The sequence below is a fragment of the Mesorhizobium zhangyense genome, from assembly GCF_011045115.1.
GTDB lineage: Bacteria > Pseudomonadota > Alphaproteobacteria > Rhizobiales > Rhizobiaceae > Mesorhizobium_M > Mesorhizobium_M zhangyense.
Genome location: NZ_JAAKZG010000002.1, coordinates 62,154 through 78,043 on the forward strand (window position 1 = coordinate 62,154; position 15,890 = coordinate 78,043).

General features: G+C 61.6%; 15 protein-coding genes and 1 tRNA gene. 8 read left to right on the plus strand and 8 right to left on the minus strand.

Features of this window, described 5'->3' with window-relative positions; genetic code table 11:
* Positions 1 to 100: 100 nt before the first annotated feature.
* A complete protein-coding gene (locus G6N74_RS03925; RefSeq protein WP_165114637.1) occupies positions 101 to 991 on the minus strand; it encodes a glycosyltransferase in 891 nt (296 codons plus the stop codon).
* 220 nt (positions 992 to 1,211) lie between these two features.
* Between G6N74_RS03925 and G6N74_RS03930 the strand changes: the two genes are divergently transcribed.
* Positions 1,212 to 2,570 (plus strand): phosphohexomutase domain-containing protein, encoded by a 1,359-nt coding sequence (locus G6N74_RS03930; protein ID WP_165114640.1) that lies wholly within the window; start codon positions 1,212 to 1,214, stop codon positions 2,568 to 2,570.
* Positions 2,571 to 2,592: 22 nt separating this feature from the next.
* Here G6N74_RS03930 and fcl read toward each other — a convergent pair whose 3' ends face one another.
* Positions 2,593 to 3,561 carry a GDP-L-fucose synthase gene (gene fcl / locus G6N74_RS03935; protein WP_165114643.1) on the minus strand — a complete coding sequence of 323 codons (969 nt, stop codon included), beginning with the start codon at positions 3,559 to 3,561 and terminating at the stop codon, positions 2,593 to 2,595.
* Positions 3,562 to 3,623: 62 nt separating this feature from the next.
* Complete coding sequence (locus G6N74_RS03940; RefSeq protein ID WP_165114646.1) at positions 3,624 to 4,484, minus strand: glycosyltransferase family 2 protein; 861 nt, start codon at positions 4,482 to 4,484, stop codon at positions 3,624 to 3,626.
* Between the two features lie 187 nt (positions 4,485 to 4,671).
* On the opposite strand from G6N74_RS03940, the gene galE reads away from it, so the two are divergent.
* Positions 4,672 to 5,658, plus strand: coding sequence for a UDP-glucose 4-epimerase GalE (gene galE / locus G6N74_RS03945; protein WP_165114649.1), 987 nt, complete (start codon positions 4,672 to 4,674; stop codon positions 5,656 to 5,658).
* Here galE and G6N74_RS03950 read toward each other — a convergent pair.
* Positions 5,655 to 6,818 carry a glycosyltransferase family 4 protein gene (locus tag G6N74_RS03950; RefSeq protein ID WP_165114652.1) on the minus strand — a complete coding sequence of 388 codons (1,164 nt, stop codon included), beginning with the start codon at positions 6,816 to 6,818 and terminating at the stop codon, positions 5,655 to 5,657. The two genes, galE and G6N74_RS03950, sit on opposite strands and share 4 nt — an antisense overlap.
* A 162-nt stretch (positions 6,819 to 6,980) precedes the next feature.
* Here G6N74_RS03950 and G6N74_RS03955 point away from each other — a divergent pair, with 162 nt between their 5' ends.
* From G6N74_RS03955 to G6N74_RS03965, 3 genes are all read left to right on the plus strand, one after another.
* Positions 6,981 to 7,982, plus strand: coding sequence for an NAD-dependent epimerase/dehydratase family protein (locus G6N74_RS03955; protein WP_165114655.1), 1,002 nt, complete (start codon positions 6,981 to 6,983; stop codon positions 7,980 to 7,982).
* 205 nt (positions 7,983 to 8,187) lie between these two features.
* Positions 8,188 to 9,111, plus strand: a complete 924-nt coding sequence (locus tag G6N74_RS03960) for an MraY family glycosyltransferase (protein ID WP_205826527.1) — start codon at positions 8,188 to 8,190, stop codon at positions 9,109 to 9,111.
* Position 9,112: 1 nt separating this feature from the next.
* Complete coding sequence (locus G6N74_RS03965) at positions 9,113 to 10,966, plus strand: polysaccharide biosynthesis protein (RefSeq protein ID WP_246245637.1); 1,854 nt, start codon at positions 9,113 to 9,115, stop codon at positions 10,964 to 10,966.
* Between the two features lie 23 nt (positions 10,967 to 10,989).
* On the opposite strand, the gene G6N74_RS03970 is transcribed toward G6N74_RS03965, so the two are convergent.
* Positions 10,990 to 11,063, minus strand: a tRNA-Gly gene (locus tag G6N74_RS03970).
* Between the two features lie 138 nt (positions 11,064 to 11,201).
* On the opposite strand from G6N74_RS03970, the gene G6N74_RS03975 reads away from it, so the two are divergent.
* Positions 11,202 to 11,465 (plus strand): DUF6460 domain-containing protein, encoded by a 264-nt coding sequence (locus G6N74_RS03975; RefSeq protein ID WP_165114663.1) that lies wholly within the window; start codon positions 11,202 to 11,204, stop codon positions 11,463 to 11,465.
* A 2-nt stretch (positions 11,466 to 11,467) separates the two neighbouring features.
* Here the strand turns inward: G6N74_RS03975 and G6N74_RS03980 are convergent, their stop codons facing one another.
* Entirely contained in the window at positions 11,468 to 12,370 is a 903-nt protein-coding gene (locus tag G6N74_RS03980; RefSeq protein ID WP_165114665.1) for a histone deacetylase family protein, read from the minus strand.
* Between the two features lie 152 nt (positions 12,371 to 12,522).
* On the opposite strand from G6N74_RS03980, the gene G6N74_RS03985 reads away from it, so the two are divergent.
* Positions 12,523 to 13,863 (plus strand): MATE family efflux transporter, encoded by a 1,341-nt coding sequence (locus tag G6N74_RS03985; RefSeq protein WP_165114667.1) that lies wholly within the window; start codon positions 12,523 to 12,525, stop codon positions 13,861 to 13,863.
* On the opposite strand, the gene G6N74_RS03990 is transcribed toward G6N74_RS03985, so the two are convergent.
* Positions 13,864 to 14,955 carry a quinone-dependent dihydroorotate dehydrogenase gene (locus G6N74_RS03990; RefSeq protein ID WP_165114669.1) on the minus strand — a complete coding sequence of 364 codons (1,092 nt, stop codon included), beginning with the start codon at positions 14,953 to 14,955 and terminating at the stop codon, positions 13,864 to 13,866.
* Complete coding sequence (locus G6N74_RS03995) at positions 14,952 to 15,302, minus strand: DUF952 domain-containing protein (RefSeq protein ID WP_165114671.1); 351 nt, start codon at positions 15,300 to 15,302, stop codon at positions 14,952 to 14,954. Before G6N74_RS03995 ends, G6N74_RS03990 begins: the two co-directional genes overlap by 4 nt.
* A gap of 114 nt (positions 15,303 to 15,416) precedes the next feature.
* Between G6N74_RS03995 and G6N74_RS04000 the strand changes: the two genes are divergently transcribed.
* Positions 15,417 to 15,860, plus strand: a complete 444-nt coding sequence (locus G6N74_RS04000) for a hypothetical protein (protein WP_165114673.1) — start codon at positions 15,417 to 15,419, stop codon at positions 15,858 to 15,860.
* Positions 15,861 to 15,890: the final 30 nt, after the last annotated feature.

Genomic DNA, 15,890 nt, shown 5'->3' on the forward strand with positions numbered 1-15,890 from the left:
CTATTTCTCCTTGCCGGCAGAAGTCTTGCGGGCTCACCTATACTGGACGCGTTGGTGATGGCAAATCTGATTCCCATTGCGGCAGGCGAAGCTGCCGGCTTTACCAGCCCGAACCGTGCCCCCGATTGTCGAGATAAAGCGATTTGCCTCTGGACCATGTGCGAGGCGAGGGGTGATCCCGAAAAGCCTTGAGAACGCCGCCTAGTGAAGCCATAGGCGCACCGTTAAAGAATTCGGCGCGGGCGCGGGCAATTGTGGAAACCAGTTCGAATGCATCGATCAGCTCGCGGTCGCCGTTTCCGGTCATCTCCCCGCGCAGCACCCGCACCATCTGCAGATTGGCGTCGTGGACGTCCTGATAGGACTTCCATGTCGCCCCCATCGTTCTTGATCCGCTGTGCGAATTGTATCGGTAGACGTCAGAATTCAGGAATATCCGCTTCCGGGACAGGCGAAACAGCTTCAGCATCATGTCGCGGTCGGCACCCAAACCGATATCGCAGCGAAACGGCCCGGCTTCGCGCAGAAGTCCCGTGCGGATGATCCGGCTGTTGACGGTCGGCACGGCAAACAGCAGCGATGCGATGCTCATCTCGCGGGCGTGATGATCGCTCTTCCAGTTCGGCTTGCCGTCAACCGCGATCTCGGCCTCTCCGGTGCCGATGTCGGCACGGCTTTCCTGTGTCTTGCGCCAAAGCTCGGCCATGCCGGCAATAAGAAGATCGTCGGAATTGAGCCAGACGAGATATTCGCCCCGCGCGCTGGCGATCGCCTTGTTCAGGCCCTCATAGAGCGACCGGTCCGGCCCTTCGATCAGCGTCACCGGCGCATTGCGCAGAAATTCCAGCGTTCCGTCGGTTGAGCCGCCATCGGCCACGATGAGCTCGACATTTCCGGCGGGAATGGCCGAGGTCACCGACTCGATCGCATCGCGAATGTGCGGCATGCCATTCAGGCAGGGCATGACAATGCTGAGGATCGAAGCCTCCATCGAGGGTTCCGAGTTCCGCCATTCAACAGGCGGAAAGTGAAAGGGCGTGACCTGAGGCCCGGGGGCAAGGCAGCGATCACATTTTGGTCGGCCAGGTAATGCAAAGTCATGCGGCCAACAAAGCCAGTAGCCATGATTACCGGTTGCATCAAGCCTGCTTCCTTTCTAACACGGCTGGCCGGCCGCATTTGGCCGATATGCGGATAGTCGGGGAGACGACGTGAAATCACCTTTCAAGGCTTATGACGTTCGTGGACAGATTCCCGATGAGATCAACGCTCCCTTCGCCTACCGTTTCGGGCAGGCAGTCGCCAGCCTGCGCAACCCGTCCGCCGTGGTCGTCGGCCACGACATGCGCCAGGACAGCCCGGCATTTGCCGCCGCACTCGCCCAGGGCCTGCTCGACAGTGGCGTGAGCGTCCTGCCAGTGGGGCAATGCGGCACGGAAGAGGTTTATTTTCACACCGAGCATTCGGGCGCGGACGCCGGCATCATGGTCACGGCCAGCCACAATCCGGAAAACTACAACGGCTTCAAAATGGTGCTTGAAGGCGCGACCGCTGCAACGCGGGAAAATGCGCTGAACGCCATCGAAAAGCTCGTCCTGTCGAACACGGTCATTCCGGCCGTTTCGGACTACGGCTCGCGTGGAGCGCTGAAGCCCCTGCTCGATCGCGGGGCCTACATCCAGAGGCTGCTGCAGCAGGTCAAGGGCGTAAAGCTGAAACCGATGAAGATCGTCTGCCACGCCGGCAACGGGTGTGCCGGCCCGATCATCGATCTCCTGGAAAAGCATCTGCCGTTCGAGTTCATCAAGATCGACCATGAGCCTGATCCGACGCTGCCCAACGGCATTCCAAACCCGCTGCTGCCGGAAAAGCGCACCCGCGCCAGTCAGGCGGTCATCGACCACGGGGCCGATCTTGGCATCGCCTGGGACGGCGATTTCGACCGCTGTTTCCTTTACGATCACAACGGCCGCTTCATCGAGGGCTATTATCTGGTCGGGCTGATCGCCCAGACCATGCTGCGCTCGGCACCCGGCTCGACGATCCTTTATGACCCGCGGCTGACGTGGAATACTATCGATGTGGTGACGGCGGCGGGTGGCGTGGCCAAGACGTGCCCGACGGGCCACGCTTTCTTCAAGCACATGATGCGCCAGGAAAACGCCGTCTATGGCGGCGAAATGAGCGCGCACCACTATTTCCGCGATTTCGCCTATTGCGATTCCGGCATGCTGGCCTGGCTGGCGATCGTCATCGAACTGTCGACCAGCGGCGCCACACTTGCCGAACTGGTCGAGCAGCGCATCGCCGCCTTCCCCTGTTCGGGCGAGATCAACTTCACCGTGGCCGACGCGAAACTGTCGCAGGAGAAGATCGCCGAGCGCTTCCTGCCTCAGAACCCGCTGGTCGAATCCATCGACGGCCTGAGCATGGCATTTGACGACTGGCGCTTCAATCTGAGGGCGTCCAACACCGAGCCGCTGCTGCGGCTCAATGTCGAGACCCGCGCCGACACCGCCCTTTTGGCAAAGAAGGTGTCAGAGCTTTCGGATCTGATCCGGGCGGGCTGACCCGCTCTAGCGAGTGGGCGGCTCAGGCGACGTTGAGCCGCGCTTCGCCCTTCTCGACATGCTCGCGGAACCACGCATAAGCGTCTTCCAGGCCGGTTTTGAGCTCGTATTTCGGCCGCCAGCCCGTTTCGAACAGGCGCGAAACGTCCATCAGCTTGCGCGGCGTGCCATCCGGCTTGGTCGGATCGTTGCGGATTTCGCCTTCGAAGCCGACAACCGAGGCCACCAGCTTGGCAAGCTCGAGGATGGCGATGTCCTCGCCTGAGCCGACATTCACGTGACCGTCGCCCGAATAGGATTTGAGCAGGGAAACCATGGCATCGGCGGCGTCGTCGACATGGAGGAACTCGCGCTTCGGCGTTCCGGAGCCCCAGATCGTCAGCTGCTTCTCGCCTGCAAGCTTCGCTTCATGCGCCTTGCGCATCAGAGCCGGTATGACGTGGCTCTTTTCCAGGTCGAAATTGTCGCCGGGGCCGTAGAGGTTCGTCGGCATCGCCGAGATGTAGTCGACGCCGTGCTGGCGGCGATAGGCCTGGCACAGCTTGAGCCCGGCGATCTTGGCGATGGCATACCATTCGTTGGTCGGCTCGAGCGGTCCGGTCAGCAGCGCGTCTTCCGGGATCGGTTGCGGCGCGAATTTCGGGTAGATGCAGGAGGAACCGAGGAAGATCAGCTTGCCGACCTCGCTGCGGAAAGAGGCCTCGATGACATTCGTTTCGATGACCAGGTTTTCGTAGAGGAAATCGGCGGGATAGGTGTCGTTGGCGAGAATGCCGCCGACCTTTGCAGCGGCCAGAACAACGGCATCGGGCTTGCGTTCGGCGATCCAGCGCCGCACGCCCGACTGGTCCCGAAGATCGAGTTCCGAGCGGCTTGCCGTAAGAATCTCGCAACCCTCGTCCTTCAGCCTGCGCACGATTGCCGATCCGACCATGCCGCGATGGCCAGCGACGAAGACGCGCTTGTTTTTCAGGGAGTAAAGATCGGTCATGGTCAATCCTATCATGTCGGGTGTCCGTCGCATCGGAAACCCTGTTCCGTCTCTCGCCGGCTTTAAACTTTCTCCCTATCCCATCCCGGGGAAAGTTGAAGTGAAAAACGCGGGCATTCAATCAGTGAGCGGGCGAGCCAAAGCAGGCCTTTGCCACGCGAACCGGCAAAAAAATGCGCCGCCGCAGTTTCCAGGCTCATATAGCTTCGCACGCGCGACATCAAAGGCCTGTCGAGTCCTTTTTCGGCCCATTTGCGGCAGAGGGTATCTGCTGCCTGTTCTATGCCGTGCGGATTTTGCTGGCGCTTGCGCTCGATATTCGCGCCGATAACGGGAAGAACCTGCAGGGAAAACCCCTTCAGCGCGAGCGCCAGAAACCAGTCGCAGTCCTCGAACCGCCGCAAAGTTTCGTCCTGTCCCCCGGCTGCTTCAACGGCCCGCTTGCCGTTCATGATGATGCAGGAGCCTGGCGAGAACCAGCAGCCGGCGGCAAAATCCAGCGGGTCATGCGATGGTCTTGGCCGCCTTATGCCCAGCGACTTGCCGTCTTCATCGCAATCGATCCAGCCACAGCCATAGATTACTTTGTCGTTGGGTTGCCGTTGCTGGTCTTCCTGCACGAGCGCCCAGCGGCGGCCGAGCGTGCCGGGCAGAACGGCGTCATCGCTGTCGAGAAAGGTTATCCATTCGGTAGTGCTGGCGCTCATGCCGGTGTTGCGCGCACCCGCCGCACCCTTGTTCTTGTCATGCCGAATGAGGCGCAGCCGCAATTGGCGCGTGAATTCCGGCCGGATGAGCATCGGGGTTTCGGAGGCGTCATCGACCACGATGATCTCTGCCGGCAAAACGTCTTGTGCGGCCACGCTTTGCAGCGCGCGGTCGAGCGCGTCCTGGCGGTCATGCACCGGGATGATCAATGTCATCGGGATTTCAGTTTTTCCGGTCATGAAATGCGGTGGGTTCGGATGCGCTTGGCTTTTAGGATAAACGATACTTCTAAAGTGTGTCGGCGCTGTCTGCGAGTGTGAACGGGCCTGTTCTGGCAAAAACCGGAAAAATCGCTAAAACGCAGATCGGCAAATCTGTCGATGACAATGGAAAGGATATTGCATGGCGGTGATGGTGACGGGCGGGGCCGGTTATATCGGCAGCCACATGGTCTGGAAACTGCTGGACCAGGGCGAAGAGGTCGTCGTCGTCGATCGCCTGAGCACCGGCTTCGATTGGGCAGTGCCCGCAGAGGCCGAACTGGTTGTCGGCGACGTTGCCGACCAAGTGCTGATCGAAGCGACGATGAAGCGCAAGAAGGTCGATGCGGTGATCCATTTCGCCGGCTCGATCATCGTACCGGAATCGGTTTCCGATCCGCTCGGCTATTATCTCAACAACACGGCCAAGTCGCGCGACCTGATCGAGAGCGCCGTGCGCTCGGGCGTTAAGAATTTCATCTTTTCGTCGACTGCCGCCGTCTATGGCAGCCCGGAGCGAATTCCGGTTGCCGAGAATGAGGCGGCTGCACCTGAGTCGCCTTACGGCACGTCCAAGCTGATGACGGAGCTGATGCTGCGCGACGCCGCTGCAGCGCACGATCTGGACTACACGATCCTGCGCTATTTCAACGTATCCGGGGCTGACCCCAAGATGCGCACCGGCCAGTCGACCAAGGGTGCTACCCATCTCATCAAGGTCGCGTCCGAGGCCGCGACCGGGAAGCGCGACTACATGGAAGTCTACGGCACCGACTATCCGACGCCGGACGGCACCTGCGTGCGCGACTACATCCATGTCAGCGATCTGGCGAACGCGCATTACCTGGCGCTCAAGCGCCTGCGCGATGGCGGCAAAAGCATCACCGCCAATTGCGGCTACGGCCAAGGTTATTCGGTTCACGAGGTCATTGATGCGGTCAAGCGCGTCGTCGGCCATGACTTTGAAGTGCGCACCCGCGAACGCCGTCCGGGCGATGCGGTTGCGATCGTCGCCAATGCCGATCTGGCGAAATCGGAATTCCAGTGGAAGCCGGAATACGACAATCTCGAAACCATCGTCTCCCACGCGATCCAGTGGGAAGAGATGCTGAAAAAGCGCAATACCTAAACGCGGTCGGGCCCCGGCCCGGTCAACAAGTCGAGGAAGTGGCCTACGACCGCTTCCTCGCTGAAACCACCCGACAGGAAGCGCTGATATCCGGCAGCACCTTGCGTGCGCAGCAGCTCGGGATTTTGCAGATAGGCGTCGACGGCGTTGCTGATGTTCTTGGCAAGCGCTTCCGGTTCCGACGCCGGAACAAGCGTGCCCGAAACGCCATCCTCGACAATTTCCTTGCAGCCTTCCAGATCGGTAGCCAGACAGGCGATACCGCTTGCAGCCGCCTCGATGAGGATGCGCGGAATGCCTTCGCCATAGCGTGTCGGCAGGCAGACCAGATCGACATCGCGCAGCAAAGCGGGCATGTCCGTCACCTCACCGAGGAAGGATATGGCCGGCTCCTTCCACAACTCTTCGGGGGAGTAGCCGTCCGGATCGTTGGGCTCGATCATCCCGGCGACGATGAACTCGACATCCGCGCGATCTGCGTATTGCTTGGCCGCATCGATGAAGGCGTCGAGCCCCTTCGCCTTCAAAAGCCGCGAAGCAAACAGCACCTTGATGCTATCGCGGGCGGCTTTCCCGGCGGTGGGATGGAATGTATCGGGATTGACCCCGGCGCCATTGATGACGGTGGAATTGTTCTCTCGGATCAATCCGTCCGAAAGCCAGAGGTTGCGGTCGTGCGAGGTCTCGAAGGTGAAATAGACGCCTGGCCGATCCGACAGGAACCGTATCGCCCGGCGCACGACGGCGCGTGATGCGGAAGCCGTGCCGCTCGACGCCGCCGCCGGGGACATAAGGCGGCCAAGGCCGGGAATGGTGACGAGGATGCGGCGCGGGCCGCGTCCGACGAGGCGGGCCAGAACGGCGGCAAATCCCGAAAAAACGGCAGGCTTGAGCGTGATCAGATGCACGGCGTCGGGGCGTATGGCTGCAATCAGCCGTGCAGAGCGCGCGACGATTGCCAGGTCGCCAAGCGGGCGAAACGAGAAACGTTCGATCGGCATATGGACGAAGGTCCAGCCTTCCGGCTTGCGCAAGGGCTCTTCCTGGCCGCCGGTGATGACGGTGACTTCCGCGCCCGTCCGCACGAGCTTCTCGACCACAGCGAGCCGGTGGCGCAGGAAGTATTCCTGGTCGTTGCAGATGACGACGACTTTCGTCATGCCTTGGCGGTCATTCTTGCGGGTGTCCCATGCATGGCGTGCCGAAGGAATCCAAATGCTTTCCGCAGCATAGGTCGAAATGGCTCATGGCTCGCTGCACTAGCATGAGCCCCAAGCCTGCGCTAGACCGGCATCCATATCGCAAACCAAGGCCGCAACTTGATGCCCGGATCGATTGAGGAAACGTCGCCAGCGCCGCGACCGAACGTCGGCGTGACCGGCGCGTCGGGCTTTGTCGGCGGGGCGCTGGTCAGCCAAATCGCCGAAACCGGACATTCCTGCACGGCAGCGTACCGTGGATCGGTACCCTCGGGCCTGCCGCCGCAAGTCCGTCCTGTCACGGCAGGCGATCTCTCCGGGCAGACCGACTGGTCGTCCTTCCTGCGGGGTCTCGACGTCGTCATCCACGCGGCGGCACGGGTTCATATCTTGAACGATCGCACCGGCAATCCGCTCACTGAGTACCGGCGCGTCAATGTCGAAGGCACGCTGGCGCTGGCCCGGCAGGCCGCCGCGGCAGGCGTCAAACGCTTCGTTTTCCTGAGCACCATCAAGGTCAATGGCGAAGAAACCGCTCCCGGACAGGCCTTCCGGGCATCCGACAGGCCCCACCCTTCCGACCCCTATGCGATCTCCAAATTGGAGGCCGAAACCGGGCTTGTCGAGATGGGTGCGCAACGAGGAATGGAAGTCGTGATCATCCGCCCACCGCTGGTCTATGGCCCGGGCGTGAAAGCGAATTTCCTGAGCATGATGCGATGGGTCGATCGCGGCGTGCCTTTGCCGCTTGGCGCGGTGAACAACCGCCGCACGCTGGTGGCGCTGCCCAACCTCGTCGACCTTGTCCTGCTGTGCGCGCAACATAGGGATGCAGCCGGAAAGGTGATCCTCGCTGGAGACGGCGAAGACCTTTCGACTTCCGACCTTCTGCGTCGTCTCTATGCAATCATGGGCCGGTCAAGCCGTCTGATCTCAGTACCGCCGGACCTGCTTTCTGCTCTGGCGGGTCTCCTCGGCAAGGGGGAAATAGCTCGCCGGCTGTGCGGCTCGCTTCGCATGGATGTGGAGGAGACGCGACGGCTGCTCGACTGGACGCCGCCTGTCGGCGTTGACGAAGGACTGCGTCAGACCGTCGAATACTATCGGCGGGAACAAAGGCTTTAAGAATCTGCGAACAAAGATGTTCGATCATCTCTCCTGTGCCTTGTCGGTAAACAATCTGGACTTCCAGCGCTGCCAGCATTACGACGGCAATCGAGGGTAACCGGGACAAGATGATTTGATATTCTTCGTCGTGCTTTGCGGAGTAGCGGCATGGGCTGCTACGGCTTTCGTGAGGCGTCACTCAGTCCAACTTCGCCTTGTACAGGTGCCGAACGAACGATCCTCGCATGTTCGTCCCACGCCGACCGGAGGTGGCGTCGGTATCGCCCTGACCGCGTCCATCTTCGGCGTTTGGGTGGCATGGCAATCCGGCTCTCCGCTCTGGATCATTCTGCTGCTTTCGCTGGCATTCGCCATGCTTGGCCTGCTCGACGACATTGTCAGCCTGCGTTCGGCCTTGCGGTTTCCGATCCAGATGCTGCTGATCTGCATTCTGATTGGGGCGATGCCCGCGCTTCCGGCGATTGAAATCTTCGGGTTGACGATTTCAGGCTGGCCGCTGTTGGCCGTCATAGCCTTTGTCGGCCTGTGGTGGATCAACCTCTTCAATTTCATGGACGGCATCGATGGATTGGCGGGCCTGCAGGGAATTGTCATGCTGCTGGCTGCCGCCATTCTGTGCTCGCCACATTTGACCGGCATTCCGGCCGGCCCGGTGTGGTGGTGGTTTCTGGCGGTGGCGGCTGCAACAGCCGGCTTTCTGGGCATGAACTTTCCACCGGCCCGCATCTTCATGGGCGATGCCGGCAGCAACTATCTCGCCTTCATGATTTTCGCGCTGGCCCTGCTGTCGATCTCGGCGGGCTGGCTTTCCTATCAGGCATGGGCAGTGCTTGCGGCGGTTTTCGTCTGCGATGCCACGGTCACGCTTCTGAGGCGTATCCTCAATCGGGAGCGTTGGTGGGCCGGCCATCGTCAGCATGCCTATCAGCATCTGGCGCGTCGGCTTGCATCGCATCGCTCGGCAACGCTGATTTACACGGGCGTGAATCTGCTGTTTGTGGTGCCGCTGGCCTTCGCGGCAAACAGCCGGCCACAGGAGGCCTGGCTGCTGGTGGTGGTCGCCTATCTGATTTTGGTGATTTCGGCGGTTTTTGCCGGAGCGGGGCGTTCTGAAGATGGTAAGTAGAATGCGCACGACCATCAGCAGCCTGCCGCGCCGGGCCAAGCGCGGCATCCTGATCGCCTTCGATATCGTCGTGCTCCTGATCGTGCTTTGGGCGAGCTATTCCCTGAGGCTCAACCGCCTGTTCGTGCCGACCAACGAGCAGATGATGATCATGCTGGCGGCACCGGTTCTGGCCGTGCCGATATTCATCCGTATCGGGCTCTACCGGGCAGTCATTCGCTATCTGCCCGAGCGAGCGATATGGACTGTTCTGCAGGCGATGTCGCTGGCGGCGCTGGCCTGGGTCTTTGCCGTGTTTCTGACCGAGATGGCCGGCAGCGATGCTGTCCCGCGCTCGGTGCCGCTGATTTACTGGATACTCGGCACCTTTGCGATCGGCGGAAGCCGTTTTGCGGCGAAGCGGCTGCTTTTGACCCCGACGGGGAATGCCCCGCAATATGGGCAGGTGCTGATATATGGCGCCGGCAATGCAGGCTCTCAATTGGCCACCAGCCTGCTCAGCCAGGGCACCCTGACGATCGGCGGATTTCTTGATGACAACGCTGCGCTGAGGGGGCGGGACGTCGCCGGCATCCGGGTTTTCTCGCCGTCTCAAATCCCGGCACTGATCGAGAATTACGGGATCAAGGAGGTGGTTCTGTCCATGCCGTCCATCAGCGTGGCGCGGCGGCAGGCCATCGTCGCGAAGCTCAGCCGCTACCCACTTCGCATCCGCACCCTTCCGCCGATCACCGATCTCGTCGCGGGCAAGTATCTGGTCAACCAGATCCGCGAGATCGATATCGACGAGCTTCTGGGCCGTTCATCGGTGCCCGCCGATGCCGGCCTGCTTCGCAATATGATCGAGGGAAAAAACATCCTCGTTACCGGTGCGGGCGGATCGATAGGATCGGAACTTTGCCGCCTGATCGTGCGCTGGGCGCCTGCCAAGCTGGTTCTCTACGAAGCAAACGAGTTCGCACTCTATCGCATCGATCAGGAACTTACCCGAAAGGCTTCCTGCCCGATCGTGCCGGTACTTGCCTCCGTTACGGACGGAGTGAGCGTCGGGCGCGCGATCAGGAACAACGATGTCGAAGTCATCTTCCACGCAGCGGCGCACAAGCACGTGCCGCTGGTCGAGGCCAATGCGATCGAAGGCATCAGAAACAATGTTTTCGGCACCATGACCGTGGCGCAGGGTGCGGTCGACAATGGCGTGAAGAATTTCGTGCTGATTTCCACCGACAAGGCCGTGCGCCCGACCAATGTCATGGGCGCGACCAAGCGCTGGGCCGAACTGATCCTGCGGGAACAGTCGTTGGGCGTTCACGAGCGAGGCGAGGGCACCCGCTTTTGTGCGGTGCGCTTCGGCAATGTGCTTGGTTCCAACGGCTCGGTGGTGCCGGTTTTCAAGGAACAGATCGCGGCAGGCGGCCCGGTCACGGTGACCGACACGCGCATGACGCGCTATTTCATGTCCATCTACGAGGCAGCCGAATTGATCGTGCAGGCGGCGGCGCTGTCGGAAGGCGGCGACGTGTTCCTGCTCGAGATGGGAACGCCGGTGCGCATTCAGGAACTGGCGGAGAACATGATCAGGCTCGCCGGCTTTTCGGTGCGGGACCAGCACCACCCGGAAGGCGACATCGAGATCGTCATTACGGGCGCGCGGCCCGGAGAAAAAATGTTCGAGGAACTCTTCTACGATGAAGCGACGGCCCTGCCGACCCTTCATCCGAAAATCATGCGGGCCAAGCGCTCCAGCATGGAAGATCGCGACGTGCCTGCCGCCTTGCAGAAACTCAAGGTGGCTGTCGACGCCAATGACGAGGCCGCGGCCCGCGCCATCCTGTTCGATTTCATCAAGCCGTGAGGGGCTGTGCCGTGAAGGAAAGCTGGAGCGGGTAGAGGGAATCGAACCCTCGCGTTCAGCTTGGGAAGCTGACAAGCTACCATTACATCATACCCGCGTATGGTTTCGATATCACGGTGGAGCGCCAATCGGCAATCGCTAAACGAGCCTTCCCAGGCATTCGCCTTGAACGCCGCGCAACAAGTGCGTATTTCGGCGGAACGGCAACGCGAAAGCGAATCGCAGGAGAACCACAGTGTCCGGACTTACGCGCTTTCTTGGAGACAGCCCGCTGCGGGTTTTTCTCAAGCTCCTCGTGGTTTCGTTCCTGGTCGGCATCGTCATGAGCTTCTTCGGCTGGTCGCCTTATGACGTGTTCTACCAGATACGCGATTCCATCCTGCAGCTGTGGAACATGGGTTTTAGGGCGATAGACCGCTTTGTCGGCTATTTCATCCTGGGTGCGGCGATCGTCATTCCAGCCTTTCTTCTGTTGCGGCTGTTCAGCTACCGCAAGTGATATCAGGCGAAGCCTGAGGCAACTTCGAACAGTATGGCGTGGCGGGTAGCCAGAGCCGGCACGTCCTTGGAATAACCGCCGCCGATAACCCCGCAGACCGGGATGCCGCGTTCGCGAAAATGCTCGATCACCGTCAGGTCGCGCTGGCGCAGGCCGGCATCGGTCAGCGAAAGCCGCCCAAGGCGGTCATCTGCATGCGGGTCGACACCGGCATTGTAGAAGACGAGATCCCAGTTCGCCCTCTCGGAAAGCGCTGGCAGCACCTCGCGCAGTGTTTCGAGATAGGCGGCGTCGCCCGTGCCGTCGGGCAGGGCGACATCCAGATCGGAGGCGATCTTGTGGTTGGGATAGTTGCGCTCGCCATGCATCGAAAAGGTAAAGACGCGTGGCTCCGGCCGCAGAATGTCGGCGGTGCCGTCGCCCTGGTGCACGTCGAGATCGACGACGAGGATGTTGGCGGCCAGACCTTCCGAAAGGAGCACCAGAGACGCGACCGCCACGTCGTTGAAGGTGCAGAAGCCGGCGCCCTGGGCGCGCCGCGCGTGATGGCTGCCGCCGGCGGTGTTGCAGGCGATGCCATGCTCCAGCGCCAGCCGCGCCGCCAGAACCGTGCCGCCGGCCGCAAGCTGGGCGCGGCGCGACACGCGCTCGCCGATGGGAAAGCCGATATCGCGCTCGATCTGCGCGGGTACGGCGCAGGCGATTACCTGATCCACGTAGGCTGCGTCATGCGCCAGCTTGAGCCACGCGGCAGGCGCGGGATCGGTTCGGTGCAGATTGCCGTCGGTTGCGAGGCCCCGCCTGGCCAGTTCCTCCAAGAGCAGCGGATACTTGCTCATGGGAAAGCGATGGGTTGGCGGCAAGCCTGCGTCGTAACCGGGATGATGAACGATCTGGAGCGGCATCGCTGTTTCTTGCAGCGCGGACCGTTCTAAGGGAAGCGGCAATATCGCTCTTGCATCAAAAGTCTCCTGACATCAGCCGCTTGCGCCGATGATGCGGAATGGTTCAGATCGGTTTCAACGCCAGCCATAAAGCCAGCCTCGAAAGACCCGAAATGGATCAAACATCATCGGCGACCAGCCCGAGGGCTTTCGACGTCAACAACCGCCTCGTGCTGACGATCGCCATCCCGATGATGCTTGCTTACCTGACCACGCCACTGCTGGGCCTCGTCGATACGGCGGTCGTCGGGCAGTTCGGCGACGCTGCCCTGCTCGGCGGGCTGGCTGCCGGCGCGATCATTTTCGACGTCGTCTTCACCACCTTCAATTTCCTGCGTTCCGGCACGACCGGGCTGGTCGCACAGGCATTCGGACGCGATGATTCGCTGGAGGAACGGGCGGTCTTCTGGCGGGCTGCGGCCATTGCAATGGTTGCCGGCGTCGTGCTGATCCTGCTTGCGCCGTTGATCGCCGCCGGCGGCGAATGGTTCATGGGGGCGGAGCCGCGTGTCACGCAGGCGATGGACACTTACATACGCATACGCCTGCTGTCGGCCCCAGCGTCGCTGCTGAACTATGCCATCCTTGGCTACTTCCTCGGGCGCGGCGAGGCGAGCCGTGGCCTGATGCTTCAGCTTCTGCTGAACGGTGTGAACACCGTGCTTTCGATCTGGTTCGGCCTTCATCTCGGCTGGGGCGTCGAAGGCGTTGCCTGGGGCACGGTCTGCGGCGAGGTCGTCGCAACGCTGGTTGGCCTGGCGGTCATTCTCCGCCGCTTCCATCCGATGCCGGACATGCCGTGGCAGCGCACCTTCAGCAGCATTGCCATGCGGCGCATGCTGGCGCTCAACGGCGACATCATGATCCGCTCCTTCGTGCTGATGGGAGCCTTCACGCTGTTCACGCGGCAAGGCGCGCAACTCGGCACGCTGACGCTCGCCGCCAATGCCGTGCTCATGCACTTCTTCCTGGTGGGGGGCTATTTTCTCGATGGCTTCGCCACCGCCGCCGAGCAACTGGCGGGCCGGGCGGTCGGCGCGCGCTACCTGCCGGCTTTCCAAAGGGCAGTCAGGCTGACGCTGATATGGGGTTTCGCTATGGCGGGCGCCGTCACCATCATCGTGCTTCTGTTCGGAGACCAACTGGTAGCCGTCGTCACCACAGCGGTCGACGTGCGCACAGAGGCTTCGGCTTACCTGCCGTGGGCGGCACTGACGGCGGTTAGCGGTGTTCTGGCATTCCAGATGGACGGTGTCTTCATCGGCGCGACCTGGTCGCGCGACATGCGCAACATGATGCTTTTGTCATTTGCGGCCTTCGTCGCAGCGCTCCTGCTGCTCGGCCACTATTTCGGCAATCACGGCCTGTGGGCGGCGCTCCACGTCTTTCTCATCACGCGCGGATTCAGCCTGTTTGCGGCAATGCCGCGATGCGTGCGCGCGACTTTTGCCTGATCAATCGAGCGAGCGGTCGGCCCACTGCGCCAGCCGCGTGTCACGAAGATCGCGGAAGTTGGCGATGCCTTCGGACGCTGCGAAGCGCGCCATACCCCTGACGATCTTTCCCGGCAGCGACGGCCCGGCATAGATCATGCTCGTATAAAGCTGCACCAGATCGGCGCCCGCGCGGATTTTCTCCAGCGCGGTCTCGGTCGAATCGACGCCGCCGACGCCGATGATCGCCGCATGGGGTCCGAGCAGCCTGCGCATCTTGGCCAGAACGATCGTCGAGCGTTCGAACAGCGGCTTTCCCGAAAGGCCGCCGGTCTCGCCGGTGTGGGCGCTGCTGGCGAGGCGAGGGCGGGTGATCGTCGTGTTGGAAACGATGATGCCTTCGACTGCCTTTTCCGTCACTTCGGCGGCGATGTCTTCCAGATCGGCCTCATGCAGGTCCGGCGCGATTTTCAGGAACAGCGGTGTCTTGCGAGGCTGGTTCCGGGTGACCGCATCGCGCGCGGCGACGACGCGGCTGAGCAGTTCGGCCAGGCTTTCGCGCGCCTGCATGTTGCGCAGGCCGGGCGTGTTGGGCGAGGAAATGTTGACGGTGAGATAGGAGGCATAGCGCGCAAAGCGTTTCACGCCGAGTTCGTAGTCGCCGATGCGGTCGGCGCTGTCTTTGTTGGCGCCGATATTGACGCCGACGATGCCCACCCGCCCGGCGCGCGCAACGAGGCGGCGCTCGCAGGCTTCATGGCCCTCATTGTTGAAGCCGAGCCGGTTGATGACGGCGTCGTCGCGGGTCAGGCGAAAGATGCGCGGCTTTGGATTGCCGCTCTGCGCCAGCGGGGTGACCGTGCCGACCTCTGCAAAGCCGAAACCAAGGCCGAGCAGCGCGTCCGGCACTTCAGCGTTCTTGTCGTAGCCGGCGGCCATGCCGAGCGGGTTGGGGAAATCGATGCCGCAGAGGCTTATGCGAAGACGCTTGTCGGAGACGGGCCGGCCCTGAACCGGAAAGCCGCATCTCAGCGCCTTGATGGAAAGGCCGTGCGCGGCCTCCGGGTCCAGCGTGAAGAGCAGATTGCGGCCAAGCGTATCGAAAAAGCTCATGCGGACCCCAAGGGCGGGAATTGATGGATGCCGTCTGCACCGAGCGGCAGCGGTTTAACCCACAGCACGCTTGCAAGATCGAGCGGCGCGTAGAGATGCGGGAACAATGCGCCGCCGCGCGACACCTCATATTTCAGCGCAGGGCCGAGCTTGGCGTCGTCGATGGCGATGAGCAGCAGGTCGGTTTGCCCCGAAAAATGCTTGGCTGCGGTCTCCACGGATTGCTCGGCGGTCGAGAAATGGATGAAGCCGTCGGCGAGATCGATCGGCGCGCCGGTAAAGACGCCTGTTTTTTCGGCCTCGCGCCACAGCGCTTCAGGACATATCTTGTAAATGGTTTGTTGCATGCGCGCCCTATAGTCCGAAAGCGCGGAACGGGAAAGACGGGCGAACCGTTTACTCCCCATTTCCGGCGTAAACGAAGTGCAGCCTGTCGGGTCTGCTTAAGATTGGAGGAAGTCATGCGGTTCATCACCACCATCATTGCCCCGGCGGCTGTTGCGATGCTGGCAGTCTCCGGTGCGCAGGCTGCCGACACAGAACGCTACCGGCTGGAAAAGTCGGAAAGCGGTTATGTCCGCATGGACACGCAGACCGGCGAGATGTCGATCTGCGAGGAGCGTACCGGGCAACTGGTCTGCAAGCTCGCCGCCGATGAGCGCAAGGCCTATCAGGACCAGGCCGACCGGCTGCAATCGGAGCTGAAGGCGCTGGAGGAGCGGGTTGCCGCGATCGAGAAATCGCCGCTGATAAATCCGAAATCGGTGCTGCCCACGGACGAGGAATTCGAAAAGACCATGGGCTACATGGAGCGCTTCATGCGGCGCTTCATGGGTATCGCCAAGGATCTGGATCAGGACAACAAGACGCCCGGCGTTCAGCCTTCCGATCCCAACAAGACCTGACCCCGCCTGACGATATCATGCGCGGAATTT

Coding starts and splice junctions, on each gene's coding strand:
- G6N74_RS03925 (WP_165114637.1), bottom strand. CDS start 991: ATGGAGGCTTCGATCCTCAGCATTGTCATGCCCTGCCTGAATGGCATG.
- fcl (WP_165114643.1), bottom strand. CDS start 3,561: ATGACCGATCTTTACTCCCTGAAAAACAAGCGCGTCTTCGTCGCTGGC.
- G6N74_RS03940 (WP_165114646.1), bottom strand. CDS start 4,484: ATGACATTGATCATCCCGGTGCATGACCGCCAGGACGCGCTCGACCGC.
- galE (WP_165114649.1), top strand. CDS start 4,672: ATGGCGGTGATGGTGACGGGCGGGGCCGGTTATATCGGCAGCCACATG.
- G6N74_RS03950 (WP_165114652.1), bottom strand. CDS start 6,818: ATGACGAAAGTCGTCGTCATCTGCAACGACCAGGAATACTTCCTGCGC.
- G6N74_RS03955 (WP_165114655.1), top strand. CDS start 6,981: ATGCCCGGATCGATTGAGGAAACGTCGCCAGCGCCGCGACCGAACGTC.
- G6N74_RS03965 (WP_246245637.1), top strand. CDS start 9,113: ATGCGCACGACCATCAGCAGCCTGCCGCGCCGGGCCAAGCGCGGCATC.
- G6N74_RS03980 (WP_165114665.1), bottom strand. CDS start 12,370: ATGCCGCTCCAGATCGTTCATCATCCCGGTTACGACGCAGGCTTGCCG.
- G6N74_RS03985 (WP_165114667.1), top strand. CDS start 12,523: ATGGATCAAACATCATCGGCGACCAGCCCGAGGGCTTTCGACGTCAAC.
- G6N74_RS03990 (WP_165114669.1), bottom strand. CDS start 14,955: ATGAGCTTTTTCGATACGCTTGGCCGCAATCTGCTCTTCACGCTGGAC.
- G6N74_RS03995 (WP_165114671.1), bottom strand. CDS start 15,302: ATGCAACAAACCATTTACAAGATATGTCCTGAAGCGCTGTGGCGCGAG.
- G6N74_RS04000 (WP_165114673.1), top strand. CDS start 15,417: ATGCGGTTCATCACCACCATCATTGCCCCGGCGGCTGTTGCGATGCTG.